The sequence below is a fragment of the Brevibacillus gelatini genome (assembly GCF_003710935.1).
In the GTDB taxonomy this organism is placed as follows: domain Bacteria; phylum Bacillota; class Bacilli; order Brevibacillales; family Brevibacillaceae; genus Brevibacillus; species Brevibacillus gelatini.
The window spans coordinates 359,457-382,920 of sequence record NZ_RHHS01000017.1 but is presented as its reverse complement, the minus strand read 5'-3'; the positions used below and the strand labels follow the sequence as shown (position 1 = coordinate 382,920).

Sequence of the window (23,464 nt, the reverse complement as noted above, 5' to 3'; positions counted from 1 at the left end):
TTGCCTGACTTTCTTTTTAATTATCTACATAGAATTTTTTATATACGCGTCTTATGATTTTATTCTTGTCTTGAGATAGCACTTAACAGCTACGTTCACTTGAATTAAAATCATCGGTTACTATCATTTGCAAAGAGGCTCTGTCTTGTTTTTAGTATGACGGAACAACGAGGGATACTCGTTCCCTTCTCTTTTGCTGTCCTTGCGCTTCTAGTGGCATAGTTCCATTGCTCCACTCACTTGTCGCAAGGACACACCGACTCAATAGTTTACATAATAATTATTATGTAAATTTAAATGCCGACTTTATTTTGGCCCACCCTCATCGTTTTAGAACTGACCCACCCGACAATTTTTTGGTGGTTAGGTGGTAGAGGAGAGAAAGGAATCACAGGCATCAGATCAGCAGCTTAGTTATTGGAGTAAAAAGGTAAAATAGCCGCACTGCCTGTGATGCGGATGCGGCTATATGCTGCAATGAAGTGTAGTTACATGGATTCTTCAACCGCCTCGCCCCACCCTTCCATTACCAGTTCTACAAATGCGTGAATGGTAATTTCATCAGAACGATCCTTGCGTGCAATTAAAAAGGTATCCAAAGTCTGATTAAAGCGATGCAAAGGAATGAGTTCTTCCTTTCTTATTTCCTCGCTAATGAATTCACCACTGATTATTCCGACACCTGTCCCATTGATAATTGCTTGCTTAATCGCTTCTTCACTGCCACTTTCAATTACAGCTTTCGGCGTTGGTATTTCTTCCATACAACGATCATACAGCCCATCAAGATGATAGCTCTCTTTATAGAGTAAGGGATACTTTTGCAGAATGGCGGAAAGGTCGTTGTTTTGATGGAGGTCTTTTCTAATGACCAATAGCAGCTCTTCTGCATCAAGCGAAACAAATTCCAGTTCTTCATTTCTATTTTGCCCGGCAATAATCCCCACATCTGCTTCACGAGAAGTGACCATTCGAATGACGTCTCCGCTGTTACAAGAGACCAGTTTTAACTTTACTTGCGGATGAAGTTTCACAAAGGTGTGGATAAGAATCGTCAAAAAATGAGTCCAATAGTATTCGGGCGCTGCTATAACCAATGTGCCATAGGGATCATGCAATCGGTTCAATGCTCTGTTCATTTCCTCTACACAGTCCAAGAGTCTATCTGCATGCTGTTTCAATACTTTTCCTGCCGGAGTCAAATACGTTTTCTTCCCAACCCGATGAAACAATGAGTGACCGATCTCCTGTTCCAGATTCCTTATATGCATAGTGATCGTCGGTTGCGTATATCCAAGAATCTCGGCAGCTTTCGTCTGATTCAGATGGGTAGCAACTACCTGGAAGGTTTTCAATGTTCGAAGTTCCATATTTCTCTTCTCCTTGGCCGTCTCTAAAAATTCGTGATAGTGACGATAACATACATCAATTGTTCTTATAATTAGACCCTATGCTAAAGTAAGACCAACAAGATTTCAATGTCTACAAAGGAGGAGCAGAATTGTTTCCATTTCGAATCATGAATCAGCAGAATGTAGAAAAATTATTGGATATGAAACAGGTAATCGAATTGGTTGAGCGTGCTTATTCGTTAAAGGCACAAAAAGAGGCCGCGTTGTTCCCGATGGTATTCCATGAATTTTCCCCAGGAAAAGCAGACATGGACATTAAATCAGGACATCTGATGGGAGCTGATATTTTCGGATTAAAACTCGTGTCATGGTTTGGGGATAATCCTTCCAAACAGTTGCCTCCCCTCACTGGTTTTGTGTTCGTACTCGACAGCCAAACAGGCGTCCCCATTGGGATGATGGGAGGAGAAGCAATCACCTTGATGCGGACAGGAGCAGCTGGTGGGATTGGTGCAAAGTATCTTGCAAGAAAAGAGTCTGAGCATTTACTTATCGTCGGAACAGGTCACTTAGCTCCTTATCAAATTATGTCAACGCTGATGCTCATGGAGCATATCAAGAAGGTGACGGTTTACAATCATCAATCATTGGAAAAAGCAACATCATTCTGCTCTTCACTATCAGCAAAATTAAAAGAAAAGTTTTTGTCTCCGTATAGGGAAAATCAGATGTTATTTGAGGAATACGCTTCTCGAATCGAACAAGTTGAATTTGTGGCAACTGACCAGATTCAGAAGGCAACAGGGGAAGCAGATATTATTATTACCGCAACTCCTTCTCGACAACCGATCATCCAAAAAGAATGGGTTCGGCCCGGAACACACTTTTCTTGCGTAGGGGCAGATATGGCGGGAAAACAGGAAATAGACGAAAGAATTTTCGCTTCTGCAAGAGTATTTGTTGATGATGTTGCCCAAGCTGTTCAGGTAGGAGAAACGGAGATACCGATCAAAAAAGGAATAATAGAAAAAGATAACATTCTTGCGGAAATTGGTAGTGTGATTCTCGGTACAACAACCGGCCGTCTTTCAGATGACGACATTACGATCTTTGATAGCACAGGGATCGCCCTGCAAGACTTGATTACGGCTGATTACATTTTAAAACAAGCGGAAGCAAAAGGAATCGGAATCGTTGCTAACCTGTAAGGGAGGATATGAATCATGAAAATCAAGTCTTTCTCCGTAGAAGAATGGATGAATGCATATGAAAAGAGCGCTACTTTTAATATTGCGGAAACATGTGTGGACTCCCTCACGTTAGAGGAACTCGTTACGTTAGATGGTTCAAACCCTGATGATTTTTTCCGTTCCCTCTATCCTCTTAAGTTAACCTATGGTCATATTGAGGGTTCTCCCGAGTTCAGGCAGCTAGTTGCGAACTTGTACACAACCATTAATCCTCATCAAGTTCTCGTCATGAATGGGGGAATTGGCGCCAACTTTTTAGTTTTTTACTCCCTTGTTCAACCTGGCGATCACGTAATTGCGGTGCATCCGACCTATCAGCAAATTTATGAGGTTCCTCAATCATTCGGTGCAACAGTAGACCTCTTGAAGCTACGCCCTGAAAATCATTTTCTCCCCGATCTGGACGAGTTGAAGTCTCTGATTAGACCGAACACGAAAATGATTTGTATTAATAATCCGAATAACCCTTCTGGTGCTTTATTGGAACGGGATATTCTGGAAAAAATCGTTGAGATTGCACGATCTTGTGGAGCTTATGTCCTTTGTGATGAAGTCTATCGGAACTTACTCCAAGATGATGACGCCGATGTCCCATCAATCGCTGATCTATATGAGAAGGGAATTAGCACATCAAGCGTTTCAAAAGCACTCTCTCTCGCAGGGCTTCGTCTTGGTTGGATTGTTGCTCCACAAGAGGTAATTGCGGAATGTATGAAGCACCGTGATTACACAACGATCAGTTGCGGGATGTTAGACGATATACTCGCTGTCCATGCACTGAAAAACTACGACAAGATTTTAAGGAGAAATCGCAAAATTGTGCGAGACAACCTTGCCCTCCTGGATGAATGGGTGAATAATGAAGAATCCTTCTCCTATGTAAAACCACGTGCGGGAACGACAGCTATGTTGAAATATGATTTTCCAGTCCCTTCTGTTACTTTTTGTACAGGTCTACTGGCGAATACTGGTGCATTTTTGACACCTGGTACGTGCTTTGATATGGAAGGGTATGTTCGCATTGGTTATGCTTGCAGTACAGAAGTTTTACAAGCTGGACTTGAGCAGGTATCAGAGTATGTACGGAAAATGAAGTAATTCGTTACTCACTCCCCTCCCCCCACACGCACACCAAACAGCCGATGCTTCATCAGCTCGGCTGTTTCCTTCTCAGTGCGCCCAGGATGGGCGATAGCTCTAGGGTGTAAGTGCCGAACGGGGGTTGGCTGTACCAACTGTTTGCTTAGGTGTGTTTTGAATGTCGCCATCCAGTCCGAGATCGTTTTACCCATCCATGTTCAACATATTGAAACAATGGCGTCAAAAAATTGCACAAAAAGGCATGTTACTGGAAGTTTATACCCATCACATTCCAATGCCAGTTCGGCGTATGCTTCCATTTTATTTTCAAATAAAAGACCCTGTTTTCAGCATCATCATGTCAAATCTCTATCAACTGAACATGAATGGTGTTTGTCTCTTCGAATTTGGATGGTTTTTTGCTGAGGAAAGTACAAAGAGTTTTGCAGTGGATGGTTTAATCGATATAACATTGGATGGTTTGTTTTCATACTTTTTCTTTTATCATAGATAGCAAGTCGAGATTCAGTGAGGAGTGATCGCTCAGGCGAATATTAGCCTCTGAAAGCAAACGAATGGATGCCATGATTGCAGAGCTTTCCCATGATTACTCTGAAAAAATTTAATAATAAGGAGAACTTACTAAAATGAATAGAAGAGCTATATGTGTAGCAGTTGTCCAATCCGCACCTATTCTTTTTAACAAGCAATCATCCTTGGACAAAATTGTAAGGATGACGAAGGAAGCTGCTGGAAAAGGAGCTAATTTAGTTGTCTTTCCTGAAGTTTTCTTGCCGGGTTATCCGAGAGGGTTATACTTTGGTACACGTGTCGGGAGCCGGAATACCGCTGGACGAAGTGACTGGGAACGATACTGGGAAAATTCGATTGACGTACCTGGCGTAGAAACGGAGCTTCTAGGTGAGCTTGCCAGAGAGACCGGAGTCTATCTAGCTATAGGCGTCGTGGAACGGGATCGGGAATTCAGCAGAGGAACTTTATACAATTCCATTGTGTATATAGGCCCGGACGGGAATGTTCTGGGCAAACACAGAAAACTCGTGCCAACAGGTTCTGAGCGACTGTTATGGGGGCAAGGGGATGGAAGCACGCTAACGGTCATCGATACTCCCTTCGGAAGAATTGGCGGTTTGATTTGCTGGGAAAATTACATGCCGCTTGCTCGAACAGCCATGTACGCTCAAGGGATTGACATCTTTATTACTCCTACGGCAGATGCCCGAGACACCTGGCAGGCCACTATACAGCATATTGCCTGTGAAGGGCGTTGCTTTGTTATTTCCTGCAACCAGTTCGTGACTAAAGATACGTATCCGACAGACTTGGCTTGTTACGATGACATTAGGCAGGACCCCGACATTTTATGCAGAGGGGGCAGCGCCATCGTTGGACCACTTGGGGAATATATTGTGGAACCTCTTTATAATCAGGAAGGCATTCTGATTGCAAATCTGGATCTTTCCTTGGTCACGCAAAGCCGATATGACTTCGATGTGGTAGGCCATTACAGTCGTCCTGATGTATTCCAATTAATCGTCAATCGTCAGAAACAGGACATTGTTCGGGTTTCAAAAAAGGATGAGTGACGGCATACTGTTTGGAAAGAATTTTTGGAGATTTCCCCCAAAAAACTTCCTACTGCCTCCCCCCCACACGCACACCAAACAGCCGATGCTTCATCAGCTCGGCTGTTTCCTTCTCATGCGTCTTCCCTACCGACTTGCCACTTTACGCTTCAAAAAAGGCTCCCGTCCTTCGCGCCCCTGTGTTTTCGCCAAATAGAGCGCGTACTCCAGCGGTCGCCGGATCGCCTGTCTGTACTGCTCAATTGCGCCCATTTCTCGGAAAATTTCCCGTGCAGGCTTCGGATTCACTTCGATCAACCAGGCGCGTCCGTCCACGTCGATCCCGATGTCCAACCCAAACTCGACCATGCGCCCGAAGTGATCCTCCAGCGTCAGCGCTGTCTGATACGCCAATTCCTCGCAGTCGCGGACAATCTGGGCAGTGCGATCCTCGCCGAAGCGCGGGCGCAGGAAATCAGACACCGGAACTGCTTTGCCTCCCCCGTGCAGGTTGGAGGTCGCGCTGCGCTCGCCGCCCACCCGTATGCCGTGCCCGGTGATGCTCCACTCGCCCTGTCCGTTTTTCTGGATCAATAGCCGCATGTCTACGGCGCGTGAAGGCACAAGCTGCAAGTTCAGTCCCTGCTGGACGATAAACTTCTCCTGCCTCGTCCAGCGGTCAGCCCAGCGCAGGACGGCGGATATGTCCGTGAAAAAGCTCTGCACCTTCGCCCGCTTCTTGTCGCGCCCCAGCAGCCGATAGCCGCCCCCGCGCTTCTCGATGGAAAAAAGATTGCGCCCGCCAGTACCATTTAGCGGCTTGACGTACAAAAGCGAATGCCGCCCCAGCATCTGGATGAGATTTTTTCTGTTATATAACAGAGTTTCCGGCAGCCAGCGATGCATGCGCGTATCTCGGTAAAGCACTTCGTGAACCCGCCATTTGTTCGCCAATCGATTGTTTGCGTATAAAAAATCGCTGGTGCGGCGAAAAGCAACGTAGTCTTTAAACGCTTGCGTCGGCGTATAGCGGTAGCGGTCGAATACAGCGTCAGGCCGAGGAAACAGGCGTCCCTGCCATTTGCCTTGCCCATCCAGGACGTATCCTCTCACCTGCTTGCCCGAAGCGAGTACATCCTTGGGCGAAAACAAAAAAACGGTGCAGCCCAGTTCTTGTCCTGCCTTGAGCAGTCGCCGGAAATAGGTCGGCTCTGCGAAGCGTTTGCCCTCCCGCCAAGTCAAGATGCCGATTGTGGGTCGTTTCATTCTTCCACCCTCTCTCGATTCCTCCTTGGCAGTTTATTCAGCAAGGGGGCAAATGGCGCTTATCGCAGCTTCTTTTCCAAGGCGAGCAGATCGAGCGGAAGCGGCGCGTGCACTTCCACGACTTCTCCCCCAAATGGATGCGCGAACGTCAGAACCGCAGCGTGCAGCGCCTGTCTTTTGACCAGATCGCGCTTGCCGCCGTACAGTTCGTCGCCGATGAGCGGATGGCCGATATGGCTCATGTGGACGCGAATCTGGTGCGTGCGCCCCGTCTCCAGCCTGCACTCCACCTTTGTCGCTGTCTTGTAGCGCTCCTTGACCTCGTAATGCGTGATGGCAGGATCGCCGTTTGGGGTCACGCGTCTGCGTGTCGCGTGATACCTGTCCTTGCCGATTGGTTCGTTGATCTTTCCGCTGCCTTTGGCCATTTGCCCCGAGACGAAGGCGATATACGTCCGCTTGATTTTGCGTTCGCGCAGCATTTCGTCCAGCAAGGCAGACGCCCAGGCGTGCTTGGCGTACAGCACCACCCCGGAAGTATCCTGATCCAGTCTATGTACGTGGCGCACCTTCGCTTGCAGTCCCGTCCGGAAAAAATGCCCCGCCACCAAATGATCCATCGTCAGGTGATGGTGCGGCTCGGTTGGATGCAGCAGCATGCCCGCCGGCTTGTTTACGATCAGCAGATGGTCGTCTTCATACAACACCTGCAGCGGCTCACTGGCAGGCGCAAGCCCCAGCGGCTCCGGCGGACACATCCGCAGGCGAATCTCCTGTCCCTCTCTTGCCAGCACATGCTGGGCGACAGGTGCGCCGTCTACAAGCACTTCTTTATGCTGAAACAAAAGATGGACCTGCTTGCGCGGCAGCTTCCACACCTCGCGCAGCAGGTTCCCAACCGGGATGGCGTCGTCGTCCGCCTGCAAGCGGGCAACGAGCCACTCTCCTTCTTTTTTCATTGATCGCATGGTCAATCTCCCTGCCTTATGCTCGTGCTGTTACGCCTCCTGGAGTCCGTTGTGCACCTGGACAGCGCGGTCGAGAAAATGCTCGATCTCCTCGCGGCTTTTTCCGAGCTTGCTGACAAAGCGAATCAGTTCCTTGCCCTGGCTGAACGCGATGAAGCTAGGGATTCCGAACACATCGTACTTCTGCGACAGGTCTGGCAGCGTATCGCGATTGACCGCGACCATGTCCAATTGTTCCTTGTATTTTTCTTCGACTTCGGGCATGAACGGATCAATCCGGTGGCAATCCGGGCACCAATCGGTGAAAAACTTCACCACGACCGGCTTGCTGGATGCAATCGCCTGTTCAAATTCTGCTTCTGTCTTGATTTCTCTCATCTCGGAATCTTCCTTCCTACCTAGTATGATTTGGCAATAGTGTAGCACAAAGACTGCGCGTTTGTCGCATGCGCCTGACACTTCTTCCCGTAAGCTACAGGGCGCCGCCCTGCTCCACCAGACAGCGCACGAACGCTTCTGCCGGGCGGGACAGCGGCTTGTCCTTGCGATAGGCGACGACAAGCGTCCGATACGGCCTCGTCTCAAGCCGCACGTAGACAGGCGGCTCCAGCGTACCCGGTGCGAGTGTAATCATTTTCGGCGCAAATGACAACCCCATCCCGGCTGCCACGAGCGACTGGACCGTCTGGATGTTGGAGCTCTCAAACACGATGCGCGGCCGGAAGCCAGCCTGCTCGCACAGCCGCAGAGAAATCGTCCGGAAGCCCTGGCCTTCCTTGAGCAAAATGAACGGCTGATCTGCGAGGCGGGCCAGATCCACTTCCTTTTTGTCCGCCAGTGGATGATTCGGGGGAACCGCGAGAAAAATTTCCTCATTGATTGCTGGAATGATCTCCAGCGAAGGATCGCTGATCGGCATCGTCAACAGACTGACATCGATTTTTCCCCTCACGAGCAATTGCTCTAAATGACTGGATGTTTCTTCCATTAGTTGCAGCTCAACTCCCGGAAACTGCTTGGTAAACGTGGGCAAAACGCGCGGCAGCACATACGCGCCTGTAATCGGCAGGCTGCCTACCAACAGCCGCCCGCTCTCTCCGACCGCATAAGCGCGCATTTCCCGCTCCAGCGCTTCGGACATGTCCACGAGTGTTTGGGCGACCTGCACGAACCGTTGGCCCGCGTCCGTCAGCTCGACATGCTGGGGCAAACGATGGAACAGGCTGACCCCGAGTATTTTTTCCAGTTTGGCAATCTGCTGGCTAAGCGACGGCTGAGCCAGATGCAGACGGTTGGCTGCCCGCGAAAAGCTGCGTTCCTCCGCAACCGCGAGCACATAGCGAATCTGTCGTAACTCCATAAAAAACCTCCCGATAGGCAAAAGCTATCCTTCTCATAATTATTATATCTTTGAACTATTTCCTTTGCCATGATACAACCTTGTTAAGAGTTTTCGCACGAAGGAGGAAATCATTGATGAAACCCCGCACGATGTTTGAAAAGATTTGGGACAATCACGTGATTCACGAAGAAGCTGGAAAACCGACCCTTTTGTACATCGATCTGCACCTTGTGCACGAGGTCACTTCCCCGCAGGCGTTTGAAGGACTCCGCCTGGCAGGCCGCAAAGTACGCCGTCCTGATCTGACTTTTGCCACCATGGACCACAACGTGCCGACTGCGGACCGCTTCAATGTCAAAGACCCGATCTCCCGCCAACAAATGGAGACGCTGACCGAAAACTGCCGCGAGTTCGGCATTACGCTCGCTGACCTGAACAGCCCGGACCAAGGGATCGTCCACGTCATCGGCCCAGAGCTTGGCCTGACTCATCCCGGCAAAACCATCGTCTGCGGCGACAGCCACACCTCCACGCACGGTGCGTTCGGTGCTCTCGCCTTCGGAATCGGGACGAGCGAGGTCGAACACGTTCTGGCGACACAATGCTTGCCACAGCTGAAACCAAAAACGATGGAAGTCCGCGTGAACGGCGAGTTGCCATTTGGTGTCAGTGCAAAAGACTTAATTTTGGCCATTATCGCAAAATACGGAACTGACTTTGCGACAGGATATGTCGTGGAATATACGGGCGAAGCCATTCGCAAGTTGACGATGGAAGAGCGCATGACCGTCTGCAACATGACAATCGAGGGCGGTGCACGCGCCGGGCTGATCGCGCCGGACCAGACGACTTTCGACTACCTGAAAGGCAGACGCTACGCTCCGCAAGGCGAAGACTTCCTCTCAGCCGTAGAACAGTGGAAGCAACTGTGCACAGACGAAGGCGCAACCTATGACGCCTGTGTAGAAATCGATGCGAGTACCATTGAGCCGCAAGTGACCTGGGGAACAAGCCCTGGCATGGGAACAAACATTTCCGGCACTGTTCCAGACCCCGCGTCTTTTGAAACAGCGGCACAACGCAAAGCAGCGCAAGACGCGCTGGCCTACATGGATCTTGCTCCCGGCACACCGATCAGCGAAATCAAGATCGACCGTGTTTTCATCGGCTCCTGTACAAACGGTCGGATCGAAGACTTGCGCAAAGCAGCAGAAGTGGCAAAAGGACGCAAAGTCGCCCCTAACGTGCACGCCATGGTCGTCCCTGGCTCCCAGGCTGTCAAGCAGTTGGCAGAAGAAGAAGGCTTGCACCTCATCTTCCAGGAAGCCGGCTTTGACTGGCGCGAATCCGGATGCTCGATGTGTCTTGCGATGAACCCGGATGTCCTGTCGGAAGGAGAGCGCTGCGCTTCTACCTCCAACCGCAACTTCGAAGGCCGTCAGGGTCGCGGCGGACGTACCCACCTGGTCAGCCCGGAAATGGCGGCGGCAGCAGCAATTGCCGGCCACTTCGTAGACGTACGTGAATGGAAAAGAGAGAGCGTAAGCAAGGAGGTATTCCAATGAACCCATTTGTCGTCCATACCGGACTGGTCGCACCATTGGACCGTGTGAACGTAGATACAGACGCGATCATCCCGAAACAGTTCCTCAAGCGCATTGAACGCAGCGGCTTCGGCCAGTTTTTGTTCTACGAATGGCGTTTTGCGGCTGATGGCACACCGATTGACTCGTTCGTTTTGAACCAGCCAGCGTACAAAGACTCGACTGTGCTTCTCGCCCGCAACAACTTCGGCTGCGGTTCATCCCGCGAACACGCTCCTTGGGCCTTGCTGGACTACGGCTTCCGTTGCGTGATCGCTCCGTCTTTCGCGGACATTTTTTACAACAACTGCTTCAAAAACGGCATCCTGCCGATCAAGCTCAGCGAAGAACAGGTAGATGAACTGTTCCAACGCGCACAAAGCCGCGAAAATTACGAGCTGACCATCGACCTTGAGCAGCAGGAAGTACGCGACAGCGAAGGTCTCTCCTACCCGTTCGAGGTCGATCCGTATCGCCGCTACTGCCTGCTGAACGGCCTCGACGATATTGGCATCACGTTGCAGTACGAAGACAAAATCGCTGCTTACGAGGCTAGTCGTCAGGCTCGCTAAGCTGGCTCGCGAAAAAGTCCGTCTCATCACTCCTAAAACGAAGCGAAGGCATGCAAGCTGTTCATGCCTTCGCTTTTTTTATGGATCGCTCTCCTGTCCCTTCTTGTCTCACCAAAGTTGGCGGAGGTGCGAATCCACCTCCCCCACCAACCGAAGAGGGACTCTGTCACGTAAACGGGAGCATGTACCTAACGTGACCGCTTCGCGAGCAGAGCCATCGTCACCCTCCGAAACGATCAGTCGTGCAATAACAAGTACATATGCATCTCGTCGAGGTAGCGCTCCCCTGATTTCAGCGCCCGCTTTTCCAGACCGTACGGCAAAAAGCCCATTTTTTCGTAAAAGCGCACGGCGCTGTGGTTTGTCGTGACGACAGAAAGCTGTACCTGGTCGATGTCACCCCGCTGTCTCAGATAGGCCAGTTCCTCCTGCATCAGTACAGTTGCAACACCTGTTCCGCGATGCGCTTCGCGGACGTACATGGAGACGACGGAAGCCTTGTGTCTCGCTTTCAGTCCGCGTTGCCGGAAAAAGCCGATGATGCCCACCAGTTCGCCCGCGACAAAAGCGCCGAAATAGCCGCTGTCGCCCTCAGGCCCCTGGGAAAGCCGTTCCTGCCATTCGGCCATCGGGCGCCTGATTTCCTCTTCCCAGGTGGCGCCGAACGCATCCGGGTCGGTTTGCAGCCCTTCCAGCCTTACTTTGACGAATGCTTCTGTATCCTCAGGTCCCAATCGTCGTACTTCCATCTTTTGCTTCCCCTCTCCTGGCCCACTCATGATAGGAAAGAGTTGCCAGGCTTGCAAAGATTGCCGCAAGAAAACACCAGAAAATCCTGACGTTCGCTTGCTTACGCCAGCCCGGTCTGGGCAGGGTCTGTGAGGCCAAACGTCGCCATTGCCTGTTCACGCAGCTTGAACTTTTGAATTTTCCCGGACGCTGTCATCGGGTATTCGTCCACAAACTGAATGTAGCGCGGCGTCTTGAAGCGGGCGATTTTTCCTTCGCAGTATGCCAGCACTTCTTCTTCTGTCAGTGTCTCTCCCGGCTTGACACGGATGCAGGCCAGCACCTGCTCGCCGTACTTGGCGTCTGGCACGCCGACGATCTGGACGTCCAATATTTTCGGGTGGGTGTACAAAAACTCTTCGACTTCGCGCGGGTAGATGTTTTCCCCGCCGCGAATAATCATATCCTTCAGCCTGCCTGTAATCCGGTAGTACCCTTCCTCGTCTACAGTCGCCAGGTCGCCGGTATGCAGCCAGCCCTCTTCGTCGATGGCCTTTGCCGTCTGATCCGGCATGTTATAGTAGCCTTTCATCACCAAATACCCGCGTGTGCACAGCTCGCCCTGTACGCCTGGCGGGACAATCTCGCCCGTGGCCGGGTCGATGATTTTCGCCTCGACTCCTTCGTGTAGGCGGCCGACCGTAGACACCTTGCGCTCGATTGAATCCTCCGGCCGCGTCTGGGTGATGACAGGAGAAGCTTCGGTCTGTCCGTAGGCGATGGTAATGTCGCGGATGCCCATTTTGTCCACGACCTTTTTCATCACCTCGATGGGACACAAAGAGCCAGCCATGATGCCTGTACGCAGCGAACTGAGGTTCCGCTGTTCAAAAGTCGGATGGTTCAACTCTGAAATGAACATCGTTGGCACCCCGTAGAGCGCCGTACAGCGCTCGGCTTCGACAATCGACAGCACCAGTCCCGGATCAAAAGCAATCGCCGGAACCATCGTCGCTCCCGTCGCCACACAGGCGAGCGTGCCCATTACGCAGCCGAAGCAATGGAAAAACGGCACGGGGATGCAGACACGGTCTTCTACCCCGAGTCGCTGGCATTCTGCGACCTTGATCGCGTTGTTGACGATATTGACATGGGACAGCATGACGCCTTTTGGAAAGCCTGTCGTCCCGGACGTGTACTGCATGTTGATGACGTCGTCGGGAGACAGCGACTCCTGGCGCAAACGTCGCTCTTCCTCGCTGACCAGTTCGGCTCGCGCAAGCAAATCTTTCCATAAGAACATGCCGGGCTGCCGTTCTTCGCCCAGGTAGATGACATTTCGCAAGTTCGGCAACCGCTTCGACTTGAGAGCGCCCGGCTCACACGTCGCAAGCTCCGGGCAAATCTCCCGGATCATCTCCAGGTAGTTGACGTCGCGATAGCCGTCGATCAAAATTAGCGTCGTCGACTCCGACTGGCGCAGCAAATATTCCAGCTCGTGGACGCGGTAGCTCGTGTTGACCGTCACCAGCACGCCGCCCATCTTGGCAGTCGCAAACTGCGAAATCACCCATTCGGGTACATTGGTCGCCCAGATGGCGATATGCTCGCCTTTTTGAATGCCGAGCGACATAAAGCCTCTTGCCGCCTGATTGCACACCTCCTGAAACTGGGCAAACGAATAGCGGAGCGACCGCTCATGATAGACCAGCGCTTCCTTTTCCCGATACAGACTGGCTGCCTCATCCAGCAAATCGCCAATCGTAATCATCCGCAGCATAACAGCACCCCCAAAAAATTCAGACTATTCTATCTTTATTAACTAGGATTCGTTTTTTGCCATCATATTCCTGCCTGAACGAAAAAAAGAAAAGCGTCCCCCTGATCGGAACGCTTCTTTGTTCACTTCACGACAATTTTTTTCGTAGCTTCCACCTTGTACGGCAGATGGTTGCTGTAATTCAGCTCGACGCGAATCTCATGTTCGCCCTTCGGCAGCTTTTTCAAAATGAACTCCGGATGATAGATCATTCCTTTAGACTCGCCATTGAGGTACAGATGGGCGTGACCTTTGCCATAGACTGGCGTTTGCCCAAGCTCGCCGTTTTCCTGCACAAACTCGAAGTTTTGCGTCAAAAGCGATACTTCCGCTGTCGATCCATTCACCGTTATATCCATATTCAAAGATGGCTTGGCTGTACCGGCAGGCTGGCTGGGCGGCGCACTGGAATTGGTGCTGGCTGTTACACTCGCTTCACCTGGATGATAGGAGTCAGAGACGTGCAACGGATCTTTGACCAACAGCACGATTCCCGCCACCAGAACAACCAGGAAGACGATTCCGCCCAAAATGAGATTGCGCATACTGATAATAAAGACCTTCATGTCTCTACTCTCCCTTTCGCAAGTGCTTGTCACTTATTTGTACATGCATATGCGAGAGGAAAGAGAGTTAGAAGCAAAACTTTGTCAGCCGTCAGCGGTAGTTGATAAATTGCACCTCGATTGGCAAATCCGCCTTGCGAATCGCGCTGATAACCAGCTGCAGTTCATCCTTGCTTTTGCCTGTCACGCGAATTTGATCGTCCTGAATTTGCGTCTTTACTTTCAGCCCTGCCTCTTTAATGATGCTGTTGATCTTTTTGGCGTTGTCCTTGTCGATGCCCTGCACCAGCTTTACCCGCTGGCGCACGGTACCGCCCGCTGCCGGCTCGACTTTTCCGTAATCGAGATTTTTGATCGGCACATTCCGCTTGACCAGCTTGCCCAGCAAAATGTCTTTGACCTGGCTGAGCTTGAAGTCGTCGTCGGAAACGAGGATGAGCTCATCCTTTTCCAGCTTGATGCTGCTCTTGCTCCCCTTGAAATCGAAGCGATTCTCGATCTCCTTTATGGCAGTTTGAATGGCGTTGTTCACTTCGGACAAGTCTACTTTGGACACAATATCAAACGAGTTTTCCTTGCTCATGCGCATTACCTCCTACCCTTTTGCCTGTTCGGCGTTTTTTCGGTCATGCCCCTAAATCGCCCGAACCAATCCCCCGTCCACGAGGAAGGACTGACCCGTGACATAGCTGTTGGCAGGCGATGCCAAAAAAGTCACCATGCGCGCAAACTCATCAGGCTGGCCGTACCTGCCAACCGGAATTTGTTTTTCCCAGTTTTGCCGGACTTCATCAGCACTGACTCCCTGCGCATCCGCGCTCAGCCCATCGAGCTGCTGTACCCGGTCTGTCGCAATCCGTCCCGGACCGATTGTGTTGATGAGGATGCCATCTGGCCCCAGCTCAGCGGCAAGTGTCTTGGCCAGCCCCAGAACTCCCGTGCGAAACGTATTCGACAAAATCAGGTTTTCCAGCGGCTGCTTGAACGAAGAGGAAGCAAAATTGACGATTCGCCCGAACTGTCTGGCGCGCATGTGCGGCAAAACAGCGCGAATGGCGCGAACGTAGCTGAGCAGGTTCAGCTCAAAGGCGGAAATCCACTGCTCGTCAGTCAGCTGATCGAATTTTCCGGTCGCAGGTCCGCCCGAGTTGTTGACGAGAATATCCAGGCTGCCAAAGTGGCGAACCGTTTCCTGCACGACCCGCTCGATGTCTCCCAGTCTGGTGACATCCACCTGGACTGCCAGCGGAGATCGGCCCGTTGCCTGTTCAATTTCGGCGCGCACGGCTTGCAGCGCCTGCTCGTCTCTGCCGCAGATGGTGACATTGGCCCCCTCCTGCGCCAGGCAGAGCGCGGTCGCTTTTCCCAGGCCTTTTGTCGAGGCAAGCACGAGAGCTGTCCTGCCCTGCAATTGCAAGTCCATGTGCAAAGCTCCTTTCAAGGTACTTGCTTTATATTCTACAGAACTTTCAGACGAACGAAAAGCAAAGAGAAGGGGCAAAAAGCGCCCTCCCCTTCTCTTTTTCACCGTTACATCTCTTTGTTAGAAATATGGCTGTTATTGGCTTGCTTTGCCATGCGTTTTGCTTCCCGTTTGGCCTGGCGTGCTGCCTTGCGGGCGAGCCGTCTTTCCTTGGCTCCCTCAAACAACGAGTACAGCACAGGGACAAGCACCAGCGTCACCATCGTGTGGAAGATCAAGCCGGAAATAACGGCTGTCGCGAGCGGCGCCTCCAGGTCGGAGCCTTCCGCCATTGCCAGTCCCATCGGCAGCATCCCCAGAATCGCCGTCAGCTTTGTCATGATAACCGGGCGAACGCGGTCCTTCGTGCCTTGTACAATCGCTTCGGCCGTTTCCATTCCGCGGTCGCGCAGCAGGTTGATCCGGTCGATCAGCAAAATCGCATTGGACACGACGATTCCGACCAGCATGATAATCCCGATCATCGCCATTTCGCCAAACGTTCGCTGGGTGAGCACGAAGCCCATCACCACGCCGACGAGCGCCATCGGAATCGTCAGCAAAATAATAAACGGCTGGGAGAGACGGCCAAACTGCGCCACCATGATGACGTAGATCAACGCGATCACGCCGACGAAGACGAAAATCCCTTGCGCGAGGTTGGCGCTTTGCTCTTTCAGCTTCCCGGCGATCTCCACCTTGTATCCGGCCGGAACGACCAGGCCAGGCAGTTTCGCATCAATTTCGCGGCCAACCGTTCCCAGGTCGCTTCCTTGCAGTTCGGCAGAGACCGTGACAATCCGTTCGCCTTTTTCACGGAACAGCGTAATCGGAGACTTGCTGTAGTACCAGTCTACAAGGTCAATCAGCGGTACCTGGGAGCCGTCCTTGGCTGTCACCATCATTTGCTTGAGCTGTTCCGGGTGCTTCAGCCAGTCGTCCGGCATTTTGGCGACAACGTCCACCTCGATCCCGTCTTTTGTGATCGACGTGATCTGCTGGTTGCCAATCCATACACTCAGTTGCTGGAGCAGGGAGCGGTGATCGACGTTGAGTCTGGCGAGCGCGTCCTGCTTCGGAATGAGCGTGATTTTTTCCTTGCCTTCTTTAAAGTCGTTGCGAATATTGGTCACGCCCGGTATGGTGGACAGCATGCCCTCGACATCTGTTGCGATTTTGCGCATCTGCTCCATGTCATCCCCGATGACGTCGAGCTGGATCGGTGCCGAAGCCCCTTGCTGTCCGAACGTCATGGAGATCGATTCAATGCCAGGAATCGCGTTGAGGCGGTCGTTAATATCGGCCGTCAGCACTTCCTTGTCGCGCGTGCGCTCCGATTTGGGCACGAGCGAGATGAAAATTTCCGACCCCGAGCTGGAGGAGAAGAAAAACACGTCTTTTACTTCCGGGATGCCGCGCAGCGCTTCCTCCCCGATCAATGCGGCCTTTTGCGAACGCTCCAGAGTGGAGCCGACTGGCATATCCAGCGTGGCGAAAATGAAGTTTTCATTCGGGTTAATGCCTTGCCCCATCTTCATGAACGGCATGAGCACACCCGCACCGACAAACATCAGGATCGCAAAGATGACTGTCTTGATTCGGTGGCGCAAGGCCAGATTCAACAGTTTGCTGAACAGGCGGTTGATGGCATGCTCCTTGCCTTCGCCCTCCAACGCAACATTTTTGTCCTTTTGCAAAAATCGATCCGAAAAGACCGGGACGAAAAAGAAAGCGGCGATGGTCGATGCGATAATGGCAGAAGAAACGGTAAAGGCAATGGTCGCCAAAACTGGCTTGAGCCAGTCTTCAAAGTCGGCAAAGACGAGCGGCAAAAAGACGACGATGATTGTGAGCTGCGAGGTGAAAACAGGCGTCAAAACCTCTCGCGTTCCTTTGATAATCGCCTGCTTGAGTTGCTCGCCTTTTTCCCGGAAATGGTAGATGCTTTCCAATACGACAATCGCGGCGTCGACAATCAGGCCGACGGACAAGCTGAGCGAGAGCAGGCTGACCATGTCGATGTTGTAGCCGCCAATTTTCATGGCGATAAACGTCATGAGCGCGGACATCGGCAGTGTCGTCGCAATAACGAGCGTCACCCGCCAGTTGCGCAAAAACACGAACAAAATAATGATCGCCAATGCGCCACCAAGCAAAACGTCACGGCTGAGGTTTGTCACCGCATGCTCGATGTACGAAACGGCCTCGAACATGACTTTCATCTGGTATTTGCCATTCGCTTCCGCATTGATCCCGCGGACAACTTCCTCGACCTTGCGCTGTGTCGTAATCAGATCGCTGCCATCGGCGCGCGATACGCTCAGGTGTACGAATACGTTTCCGTTGGTCAGCGCTACCGAATCTTTTACTTTTCCGCGCCAATCCTCGACAGTTGCAAGCTGTGCAAGCGTAACCGTGCCGTTTGGCGTCACAATCGGCAACGCATTCAGCTCCTGAACGGAGTTGTACGTGTTGTCAATCATGACGACGGTATCAAAACCCGTATTTTCCAGTGTGCCAATTGCTTGCTTCCAGTTTGTCTCCTGCAGTTGCGCGATTACCTCATGGGGAGTAGTCCGATACGCGTTCAGCCTGTCTGGGCGCAACGTGATCGCAATCTTGTTTTCGAAGCTGCGCTCGGATACGGAGACTTCCTTGACGCCCGGCACCTCCTCGATCCGGTCTTTGATCGTCGTTTTCGCCAGACTGAGCATTGCCTGTGGATCGGCTCCGACCAGCGCGTAGTCGATCATTTGCTCATCCCCGAAGTTCATCTGATTCACGCTGACGCTGTCAACGGCTTTCGGGAACCCGTTGCGCAAGCGGTTCACGGCATTTTGCACGTCCTGCTTGACTTTTTCGCCTTGCCCTTCTGCGGCCGTGATCTGGATGTTGACGTAGCCGGTACCTGTCGTAGACGAATATTCTTTCACATTGGCAATCGATTTCAGTTCCTGCTCTACTTTTTTCGTAATCTTCTCTTCCATCTCTTCCGGAGGCAGCGCCCCGCCTGAAATGTTGACAGAGAGCATCGGGAAGTTTGTTTTCGGAACCAGCTCTACGTTAAAGCTGAACAGGGAGCCAAGTCCGGCGATGACGAGCAAAAAGGTAAACAGATAGACGATCAGGCGCCGTTTCAGCAAAAAGAGAATCATCTTGTTCATGCGCTATTCTCCCTTCGCCTCTACTTTTTGCCCCTCGACATAGAACGTAATACCGCTGCGCAAAAGCTGGTCGCCTTCTTTGACACCTGAGAGAATCTCGATTTGATCGCCGACCATTTGTCCGGTTTTGACTTCCTTTTTCACAATCAGGCCGTTTTCCACTGCCATGACGTAGTGTTGGGCAGAGCTTACCCCGACGCTTTCCAGCGGCACCAAAAACCCGTTTACCTTGCGCGGAACCTCAATGGTTGCAGCCATTCCGCCGCGCCAGTAGCCGTCGGCGTTTGGAATCGTCACTTCGACGCGGTACTTGCCTGTCTCCTTGTTTACGACGGGTGACACGAAGCTGATCGTGCCCTGACTCTTTTTGCCGTCATCGGATACCGCCTGTACCTTCGTCTTTTCCTGGAATTGGCTGATGAGATCGCTTGTGACATCGAGTGTGACCTTCACCTCGGTCAAGTCAACCAGATGGATGATTTTCTCGCCTGGAGAAGCCTGTTCGCCCGCCTGCTTGTATACTTCTACAACCGTTCCGGCAAACGGCGCTTGAATTTTCGCATCATCCAGACTCTTTTTCGCCCGCTCCACCTGTCCGGCTGCTGCCTTGATCGAAGCGTTCGCCATCGCGATGTCCTCCGGCTGTGCTCCACGCTGCAATTCGGCGAGCGACAGTTGGGCGTCGCGCGCGGAAATTTCCGCCTGGGTCAGGGCGCGTCTCAAATCATTTATTTCGGTCTGCGAAATAGCCCCGCCAGCAAACAGCTTTTCCCCCGCTGCGAGGTCCTGTTTCGCTTTTTCCAGACGGCTCTCGGCGCTTTGTACTTGCAAACGCTGCTGCTCTATCGCTTCTGCCGTCGCGCCTTTCAGCGCCTTCGTCTTGCGTGCAGTCGCCTCTTCTACCTGGCTGGCAGCGGCTTCCACTTCTTTTTGGTAGTAACGCGAATCCAGTGTTGCCAAAAGTTGTCCTTGTGCAATCTTCATCCCTTTCGTCACCTGAATGGCCGAGATCGTTCCGCCTGTGCCGAATGGAAGTTCCGCGTCACGCTTCGCCTCCACCATCCCGGTTACTTGCAGCATGACCGGTTGTGCAGCTTTCTGTACTTTCACCACCTCAACGACTTTTGCCTTGGCCTCCACCTGCGCGGGAGGCTCTGCTGCCGGCCCTCCGCAGCCGGCTGCAACCAGCAAAAGAGAGGCCATAATGATTGATGCCCGTTTTCTCACAATGATTCCTCCAAATGTTTGCAATCATTTCCTTGCGTAATTGTGCCAGAAATTGCCTTTGCCGCAAAACAGTCAACGGTTGGAAATTCGTCTCCGCCTTGGGACGGAGAAGACAACCCCGCAAGTTCATAAATATATACGAATAAAATAGCAGACCGTTGCGTTTTTTTGGCTTTCCTTCCATTTTTTAAAAAGAAAGAAGACAGCCGAGCTTCTGTGCTTGACTGTCTTCTTGCGGCAACGTTTTTATTTTTCTGCGAGAAGCTGTTCCATTTCATCCAGCAAGCCTTTGAACACGCTCAACGCTTCCGCGATCGGAGCCGGAGAAGCCATGTCCACGCCCGCCTTCTTCAAGAGATTGAGCGGATAGTCGGAGCTGCCGCCTTTGAGGAATTGCAGGTAGCGGTCCACAGCCGGCTGTCCTTCCTCCAAAATCTGCTTGGACAACGAGGTCGCAGCAGAGAATCCGGTAGCGTACTTGTAGACGTAGAAGTTGCGGTAGAAGTGCGGAATACGCGCCCACTCCAGGTCTACTTCGCTGTCCACGACCATCTCCGGTCCGTGGTATGCGACGTTCAATTCGCGGTAAATCGCACTGAGCGAGTCGGCTGTCAGCGGCTCTCCCTGCTCCTCCTTCTCGTGTACGATCTTCTCGAACTCGGCAAACATTGTTTGCCGGAAAACGGTACCGCGGAATTGCTCCAGGTAGTAGTTGATTAAATACATCCGCTGCTTTTTGTCAGTCGTGGTCTGCAACAGGTGGTGCATCAGCAGCGCTTCGTTGAGCGTCGATGCCACTTCGGCCACGAAAATTTTGTAATCGGCGTACGTGTACGGCTGTGCCTGATTGGAGTAGTAGCTGTGCAGCGCATGGCCCATCTCGTGCGCCAGTGTGAACATGTTGTTCACGTTTTCCTGGTAGTTCATGAGCACGTACGGATGCGTCGTGTACGCGCCCCACGAATACGCCCCGCTCGTCTTGCCCTCGTTTTCGTGCACGTCAATCCAGCCGTTGGAAAAGCCTTCGGCAAGCACGCGGCCGTACTCTTCGCCGAGCGGATGCAGCGCTTCCTTGATCGTGGCTACCGCCTGGTCGTACGGAATTTTCATCTCGACCTCGGGCACGATTGGCACGTACAGGTCGTACATGTGCAGCTCTTCTACGCCGAGCAGCTTTTTGCGCAGGGCAATGTACCGGTGCATGAGCGGCAAATGCTCACGGATCGTCGCGATCAGGTTGTCGTATACGGACACCTCCACGTTGTCCGCAAACAAAGCCGCATACAGCGCGGACGGATACTTGCGCGTCCGGGCGTAAAAGACGTCTTTCTTGATCGACGAAGTCAGCGATGCCGCAATCGTGTTGCGGAACTTGCCGTACGTGGCGTACAGCGCTTCAAAGGCTTCCTTGCGCACGCGTCGATCCTTGCTTTCCATGAACTGCGTATAGCGTCCTTTGGTCAGCTCTACCTCTTCGCCGTTTTCGTCCGTAATCATCGGGAACTTCAGGTCGGCGTTGTTCAGCATGCCAAAAATTTTGGACGGAGCAGAAGCCAGCTCGCTCATGTTGGCAAGAAGCGCCTCTTCCTCTGCGGAAAGCGTATGCGGCTTGTAGCGCGTAATCTCGTCCAGCATAATCCGGTAGTGGTCGAGCCCCTTTGTTTCCTTGATCCACGTCTCCAGCTGTTCGGTCGGGATCGACAAAATTTCCGGCTGTATGTACGCGATCGCCCCGTATACTTGCGTGCTGAGGCTGGTAGCCCGGTCAGTCAATCCCTGATACGTGCTGTTCGCATTGTCCTCGTCGCGGCGCATGCGCGCGTAAACATAGACGGTATCGAGCGTTTTCAGCAACTCATCCTGCAAGGTCAGCGCTGCGAGCAACTGCTCCCCGGATTGTGCCAGCGTCCCTTTCAAGGCAGCAATCTGCTCGGTCAGTTGCTTCACCTTTTGCACATCTTTTTCCCAGTCCGCGTCGGTTGCGTAAATATCTTCCAACCGCCACTTGTATTCAGCGGGGACGTCACTTCGTTTTGGCAACGTTTTGCTTTTGTTCACCGCGATCACTCCCTCGTCATTTGCACAAGATGGTCAAATCATCCATATGTGACTATCCTACCGTATTATGCCAACTTGTTCAAATCATTAGCACAGTTGGCCGATCCTTTTTCACAGGCAAAAGAAAAAAGCTGAGCTTCTCCATTGGAAAAGTCAGCTTCTCCCTACTCCGCAATACTGAAACCCGGCTTGCTTGACAAGCTCGGCCGGCCACGCATTGCGTCCGTCCAGCAGCACGGGCTGAGCCATGCTCTGATAAATTTTTGCCCAATCAAGCTGCACGCACTCTTTCCACTCGGTTATCAACAGCGCAGCATGTGCCCCCTGCATGGCCTCATCAGCTGTATTCGTATATGAAACGTTCGGAAACTTCTGCCGCACCGTGTCCGCTGCAATCGGATCGTAGGCAAAAACAGCCGCTCCCTTTTCCTCCAGCGCTTTCAGGATGGAAAGAGATGGTGCCTCGCGGATGTCATCCGTATCCGGTTTGAAAGCCAAGCCCAGGACGGCGATCCGCTTGCCGCGACAGTCGGGCACGAATTTTTGCAGTTGCTCCAAAAACCAGACAGGCTGTGTCGCGTTGACCTTGCGCACTTGCTCCAGGATGCTGAGCGAAATGCCGTTTTGCGCCGCGAGTTGCAGCAAGGCAATGGTGTCCTTTGGAAAACAGGAGCCGCCATAGCCGACGCCCGCCCGCAAAAACTCCGGCCCGATTCTGCTGTCCAGGCCCATCCCGTGCGCAATCGTTACCATATCAGTTCCGAGCGCCGCACTCAGCCTCGACAGCTCGTTCATGAACGAAATGCGCGTCGCCAAAAAGGCGTTGGAGGCGTATTTAATCAGCTCGGCGTTCGCTCGGGTGGTGACCACACGCGGAGCGCTCACTCCTTTGTACAGCTCTTCCATGACCTCTCGCGTTTTTGGCTCGCTTGCTCCAATGACGATCCGCGACGGCGTCAGTGCATCGAACAGTGCGTTACCCTCTCGCAAAAACTCCGGATTGGACGCGACCGACAGCTCCTGGCAGCCGCTGAGCAGCTCGGCTACCTTGTCGCCTGTCCCTACTGGCACCGTGCTTTTGATGACGATGACTCGGCTTTTCGGCGAGGCTTGGTGTATCTCCTTGATCGCAGCTACGGCACTGTACACATAGCGCAAGTCAGCAGTCCCGTCTTCTGCTTCCGGTGTGCCGACGCAAACAAAGAAAACGTCCGCGTCCCCGGCATCCTGCAGTTTGGTGGAAAAAGCCAGGGCGCCGTTTGTCAGCACCTGCTTCAACGCTTCCTCCAATCCGGGCTCGTAGATCGGGGAAATCCCTTGCCTGAGCTTGACGATTTTTGCTTCGACCAGGTCGATGCCGATCACCTGATGCCCGTTCATGGCCAAGGAGACAGCAGTTGTCAGCCCTACGTAGCCAGTACCGATAACGGCAACTTTCAT

At 52.3% G+C, this 23,464-nt stretch carries 21 protein-coding genes; 6 read left to right on the top strand and 15 right to left on the bottom strand.

Annotated features, from left to right (window positions below):
- Window positions 1-488 precede the first annotated feature (488 nt).
- A complete protein-coding gene (locus tag EDM57_RS08380; protein WP_122904301.1) occupies window positions 489-1,370 on the bottom strand; it encodes a LysR family transcriptional regulator in 882 nt (293 codons plus the stop codon).
- A gap of 131 nt (window positions 1,371-1,501) precedes the next feature.
- Between EDM57_RS08380 and EDM57_RS08375 the strand changes: the two genes are divergently transcribed.
- From EDM57_RS08375 to EDM57_RS08360, 4 genes are all read left to right on the top strand, one after another.
- On the top strand, window positions 1,502-2,560 hold the full coding sequence (locus EDM57_RS08375; protein WP_122904300.1) for an ornithine cyclodeaminase family protein: 1,059 nt from the start codon (window positions 1,502-1,504) through the stop codon (window positions 2,558-2,560).
- A 15-nt stretch (window positions 2,561-2,575) separates the two neighbouring features.
- Window positions 2,576-3,700, top strand: coding sequence for an aminotransferase (locus EDM57_RS08370; protein WP_122904299.1), 1,125 nt, complete (start codon window positions 2,576-2,578; stop codon window positions 3,698-3,700).
- Between the two features lie 160 nt (window positions 3,701-3,860).
- Complete coding sequence (locus EDM57_RS08365) at window positions 3,861-4,196, top strand: hypothetical protein (RefSeq protein ID WP_122904298.1); 336 nt, start codon at window positions 3,861-3,863, stop codon at window positions 4,194-4,196.
- 133 nt (window positions 4,197-4,329) lie between these two features.
- Entirely contained in the window at window positions 4,330-5,289 is a 960-nt protein-coding gene (locus tag EDM57_RS08360; protein WP_122904297.1) for a carbon-nitrogen hydrolase family protein, read from the top strand.
- 126 nt (window positions 5,290-5,415) lie between these two features.
- Here EDM57_RS08360 and EDM57_RS08355 read toward each other — a convergent pair whose 3' ends face one another.
- The 4 genes from EDM57_RS08355 to EDM57_RS08340 all read right to left on the bottom strand — a co-directional run bounded on the left by EDM57_RS08355 (window position 5,416) and on the right by EDM57_RS08340 (window position 8,862).
- On the bottom strand, window positions 5,416-6,534 hold the full coding sequence (locus EDM57_RS08355; protein ID WP_122904296.1) for a YheC/YheD family endospore coat-associated protein: 1,119 nt from the start codon (window positions 6,532-6,534) through the stop codon (window positions 5,416-5,418).
- Between the two features lie 59 nt (window positions 6,535-6,593).
- The gene (locus tag EDM57_RS08350; RefSeq protein WP_122904295.1) at window positions 6,594-7,502 is read right to left on the bottom strand and encodes an RluA family pseudouridine synthase; all 909 of its coding nucleotides are present in this window, start codon (window positions 7,500-7,502) and stop codon (window positions 6,594-6,596) included.
- A 30-nt stretch (window positions 7,503-7,532) separates the two neighbouring features.
- On the bottom strand, window positions 7,533-7,880 hold the full coding sequence (locus tag EDM57_RS08345; protein ID WP_122904294.1) for a thioredoxin family protein: 348 nt from the start codon (window positions 7,878-7,880) through the stop codon (window positions 7,533-7,535).
- A 94-nt stretch (window positions 7,881-7,974) separates the two neighbouring features.
- A complete protein-coding gene (locus EDM57_RS08340; RefSeq protein WP_122904293.1) occupies window positions 7,975-8,862 on the bottom strand; it encodes a LysR family transcriptional regulator in 888 nt (295 codons plus the stop codon).
- Between the two features lie 116 nt (window positions 8,863-8,978).
- On the opposite strand from EDM57_RS08340, the gene leuC reads away from it, so the two are divergent.
- Both leuC and leuD read left to right on the top strand, forming a co-directional pair.
- Window positions 8,979-10,409 (top strand): 3-isopropylmalate dehydratase large subunit, encoded by a 1,431-nt coding sequence (gene leuC, locus EDM57_RS08335; protein WP_122904292.1) that lies wholly within the window; start codon window positions 8,979-8,981, stop codon window positions 10,407-10,409.
- A complete protein-coding gene (leuD, locus tag EDM57_RS08330) occupies window positions 10,406-10,999 on the top strand; it encodes a 3-isopropylmalate dehydratase small subunit (RefSeq protein WP_122904291.1) in 594 nt (197 codons plus the stop codon). The genes leuC and leuD overlap by 4 nt, the downstream gene beginning before the upstream one ends.
- Window positions 11,000-11,235: 236 nt before the next feature.
- On the opposite strand, the gene EDM57_RS08325 is transcribed toward leuD, so the two are convergent.
- From EDM57_RS08325 to EDM57_RS08285, 10 genes are all read right to left on the bottom strand, one after another.
- Window positions 11,236-11,748: a GNAT family N-acetyltransferase gene (locus EDM57_RS08325; RefSeq protein ID WP_122904290.1), complete on the bottom strand. Its 513-nt coding sequence runs from the start codon at window positions 11,746-11,748 to the stop codon at window positions 11,236-11,238.
- 101 nt (window positions 11,749-11,849) lie between these two features.
- On the bottom strand, window positions 11,850-13,508 hold the full coding sequence (locus EDM57_RS08320; RefSeq protein WP_122904289.1) for an AMP-binding protein: 1,659 nt from the start codon (window positions 13,506-13,508) through the stop codon (window positions 11,850-11,852).
- Between the two features lie 122 nt (window positions 13,509-13,630).
- Complete coding sequence (locus tag EDM57_RS08315) at window positions 13,631-14,113, bottom strand: hypothetical protein (RefSeq protein WP_122904288.1); 483 nt, start codon at window positions 14,111-14,113, stop codon at window positions 13,631-13,633.
- A gap of 91 nt (window positions 14,114-14,204) precedes the next feature.
- The gene (locus tag EDM57_RS08310; protein ID WP_122904287.1) at window positions 14,205-14,696 is read right to left on the bottom strand and encodes a YajQ family cyclic di-GMP-binding protein; all 492 of its coding nucleotides are present in this window, start codon (window positions 14,694-14,696) and stop codon (window positions 14,205-14,207) included.
- Between the two features lie 51 nt (window positions 14,697-14,747).
- Complete coding sequence (locus EDM57_RS08305) at window positions 14,748-15,536, bottom strand: SDR family oxidoreductase (RefSeq protein ID WP_122904286.1); 789 nt, start codon at window positions 15,534-15,536, stop codon at window positions 14,748-14,750.
- Between the two features lie 107 nt (window positions 15,537-15,643).
- Window positions 15,644-18,739 carry an efflux RND transporter permease subunit gene (locus EDM57_RS08300; RefSeq protein ID WP_122904285.1) on the bottom strand — a complete coding sequence of 1,032 codons (3,096 nt, stop codon included), beginning with the start codon at window positions 18,737-18,739 and terminating at the stop codon, window positions 15,644-15,646.
- Between the two features lie 3 nt (window positions 18,740-18,742).
- Entirely contained in the window at window positions 18,743-19,966 is a 1,224-nt protein-coding gene (locus tag EDM57_RS08295; RefSeq protein WP_122904284.1) for an efflux RND transporter periplasmic adaptor subunit, read from the bottom strand.
- A complete protein-coding gene (locus tag EDM57_RS22975) occupies window positions 19,963-20,244 on the bottom strand; it encodes a hypothetical protein (protein ID WP_148039100.1) in 282 nt (93 codons plus the stop codon). The genes EDM57_RS08295 and EDM57_RS22975 overlap by 4 nt, the downstream gene beginning before the upstream one ends.
- On the bottom strand, window positions 20,213-22,024 hold the full coding sequence (gene pepF / locus EDM57_RS08290) for an oligoendopeptidase F (RefSeq protein ID WP_122904283.1): 1,812 nt from the start codon (window positions 22,022-22,024) through the stop codon (window positions 20,213-20,215). The genes EDM57_RS22975 and pepF overlap by 32 nt, the downstream gene beginning before the upstream one ends.
- A gap of 153 nt (window positions 22,025-22,177) precedes the next feature.
- Window positions 22,178-23,464: a UDP-glucose dehydrogenase family protein gene (locus tag EDM57_RS08285; RefSeq protein WP_122904282.1), complete on the bottom strand. Its 1,287-nt coding sequence runs from the start codon at window positions 23,462-23,464 to the stop codon at window positions 22,178-22,180.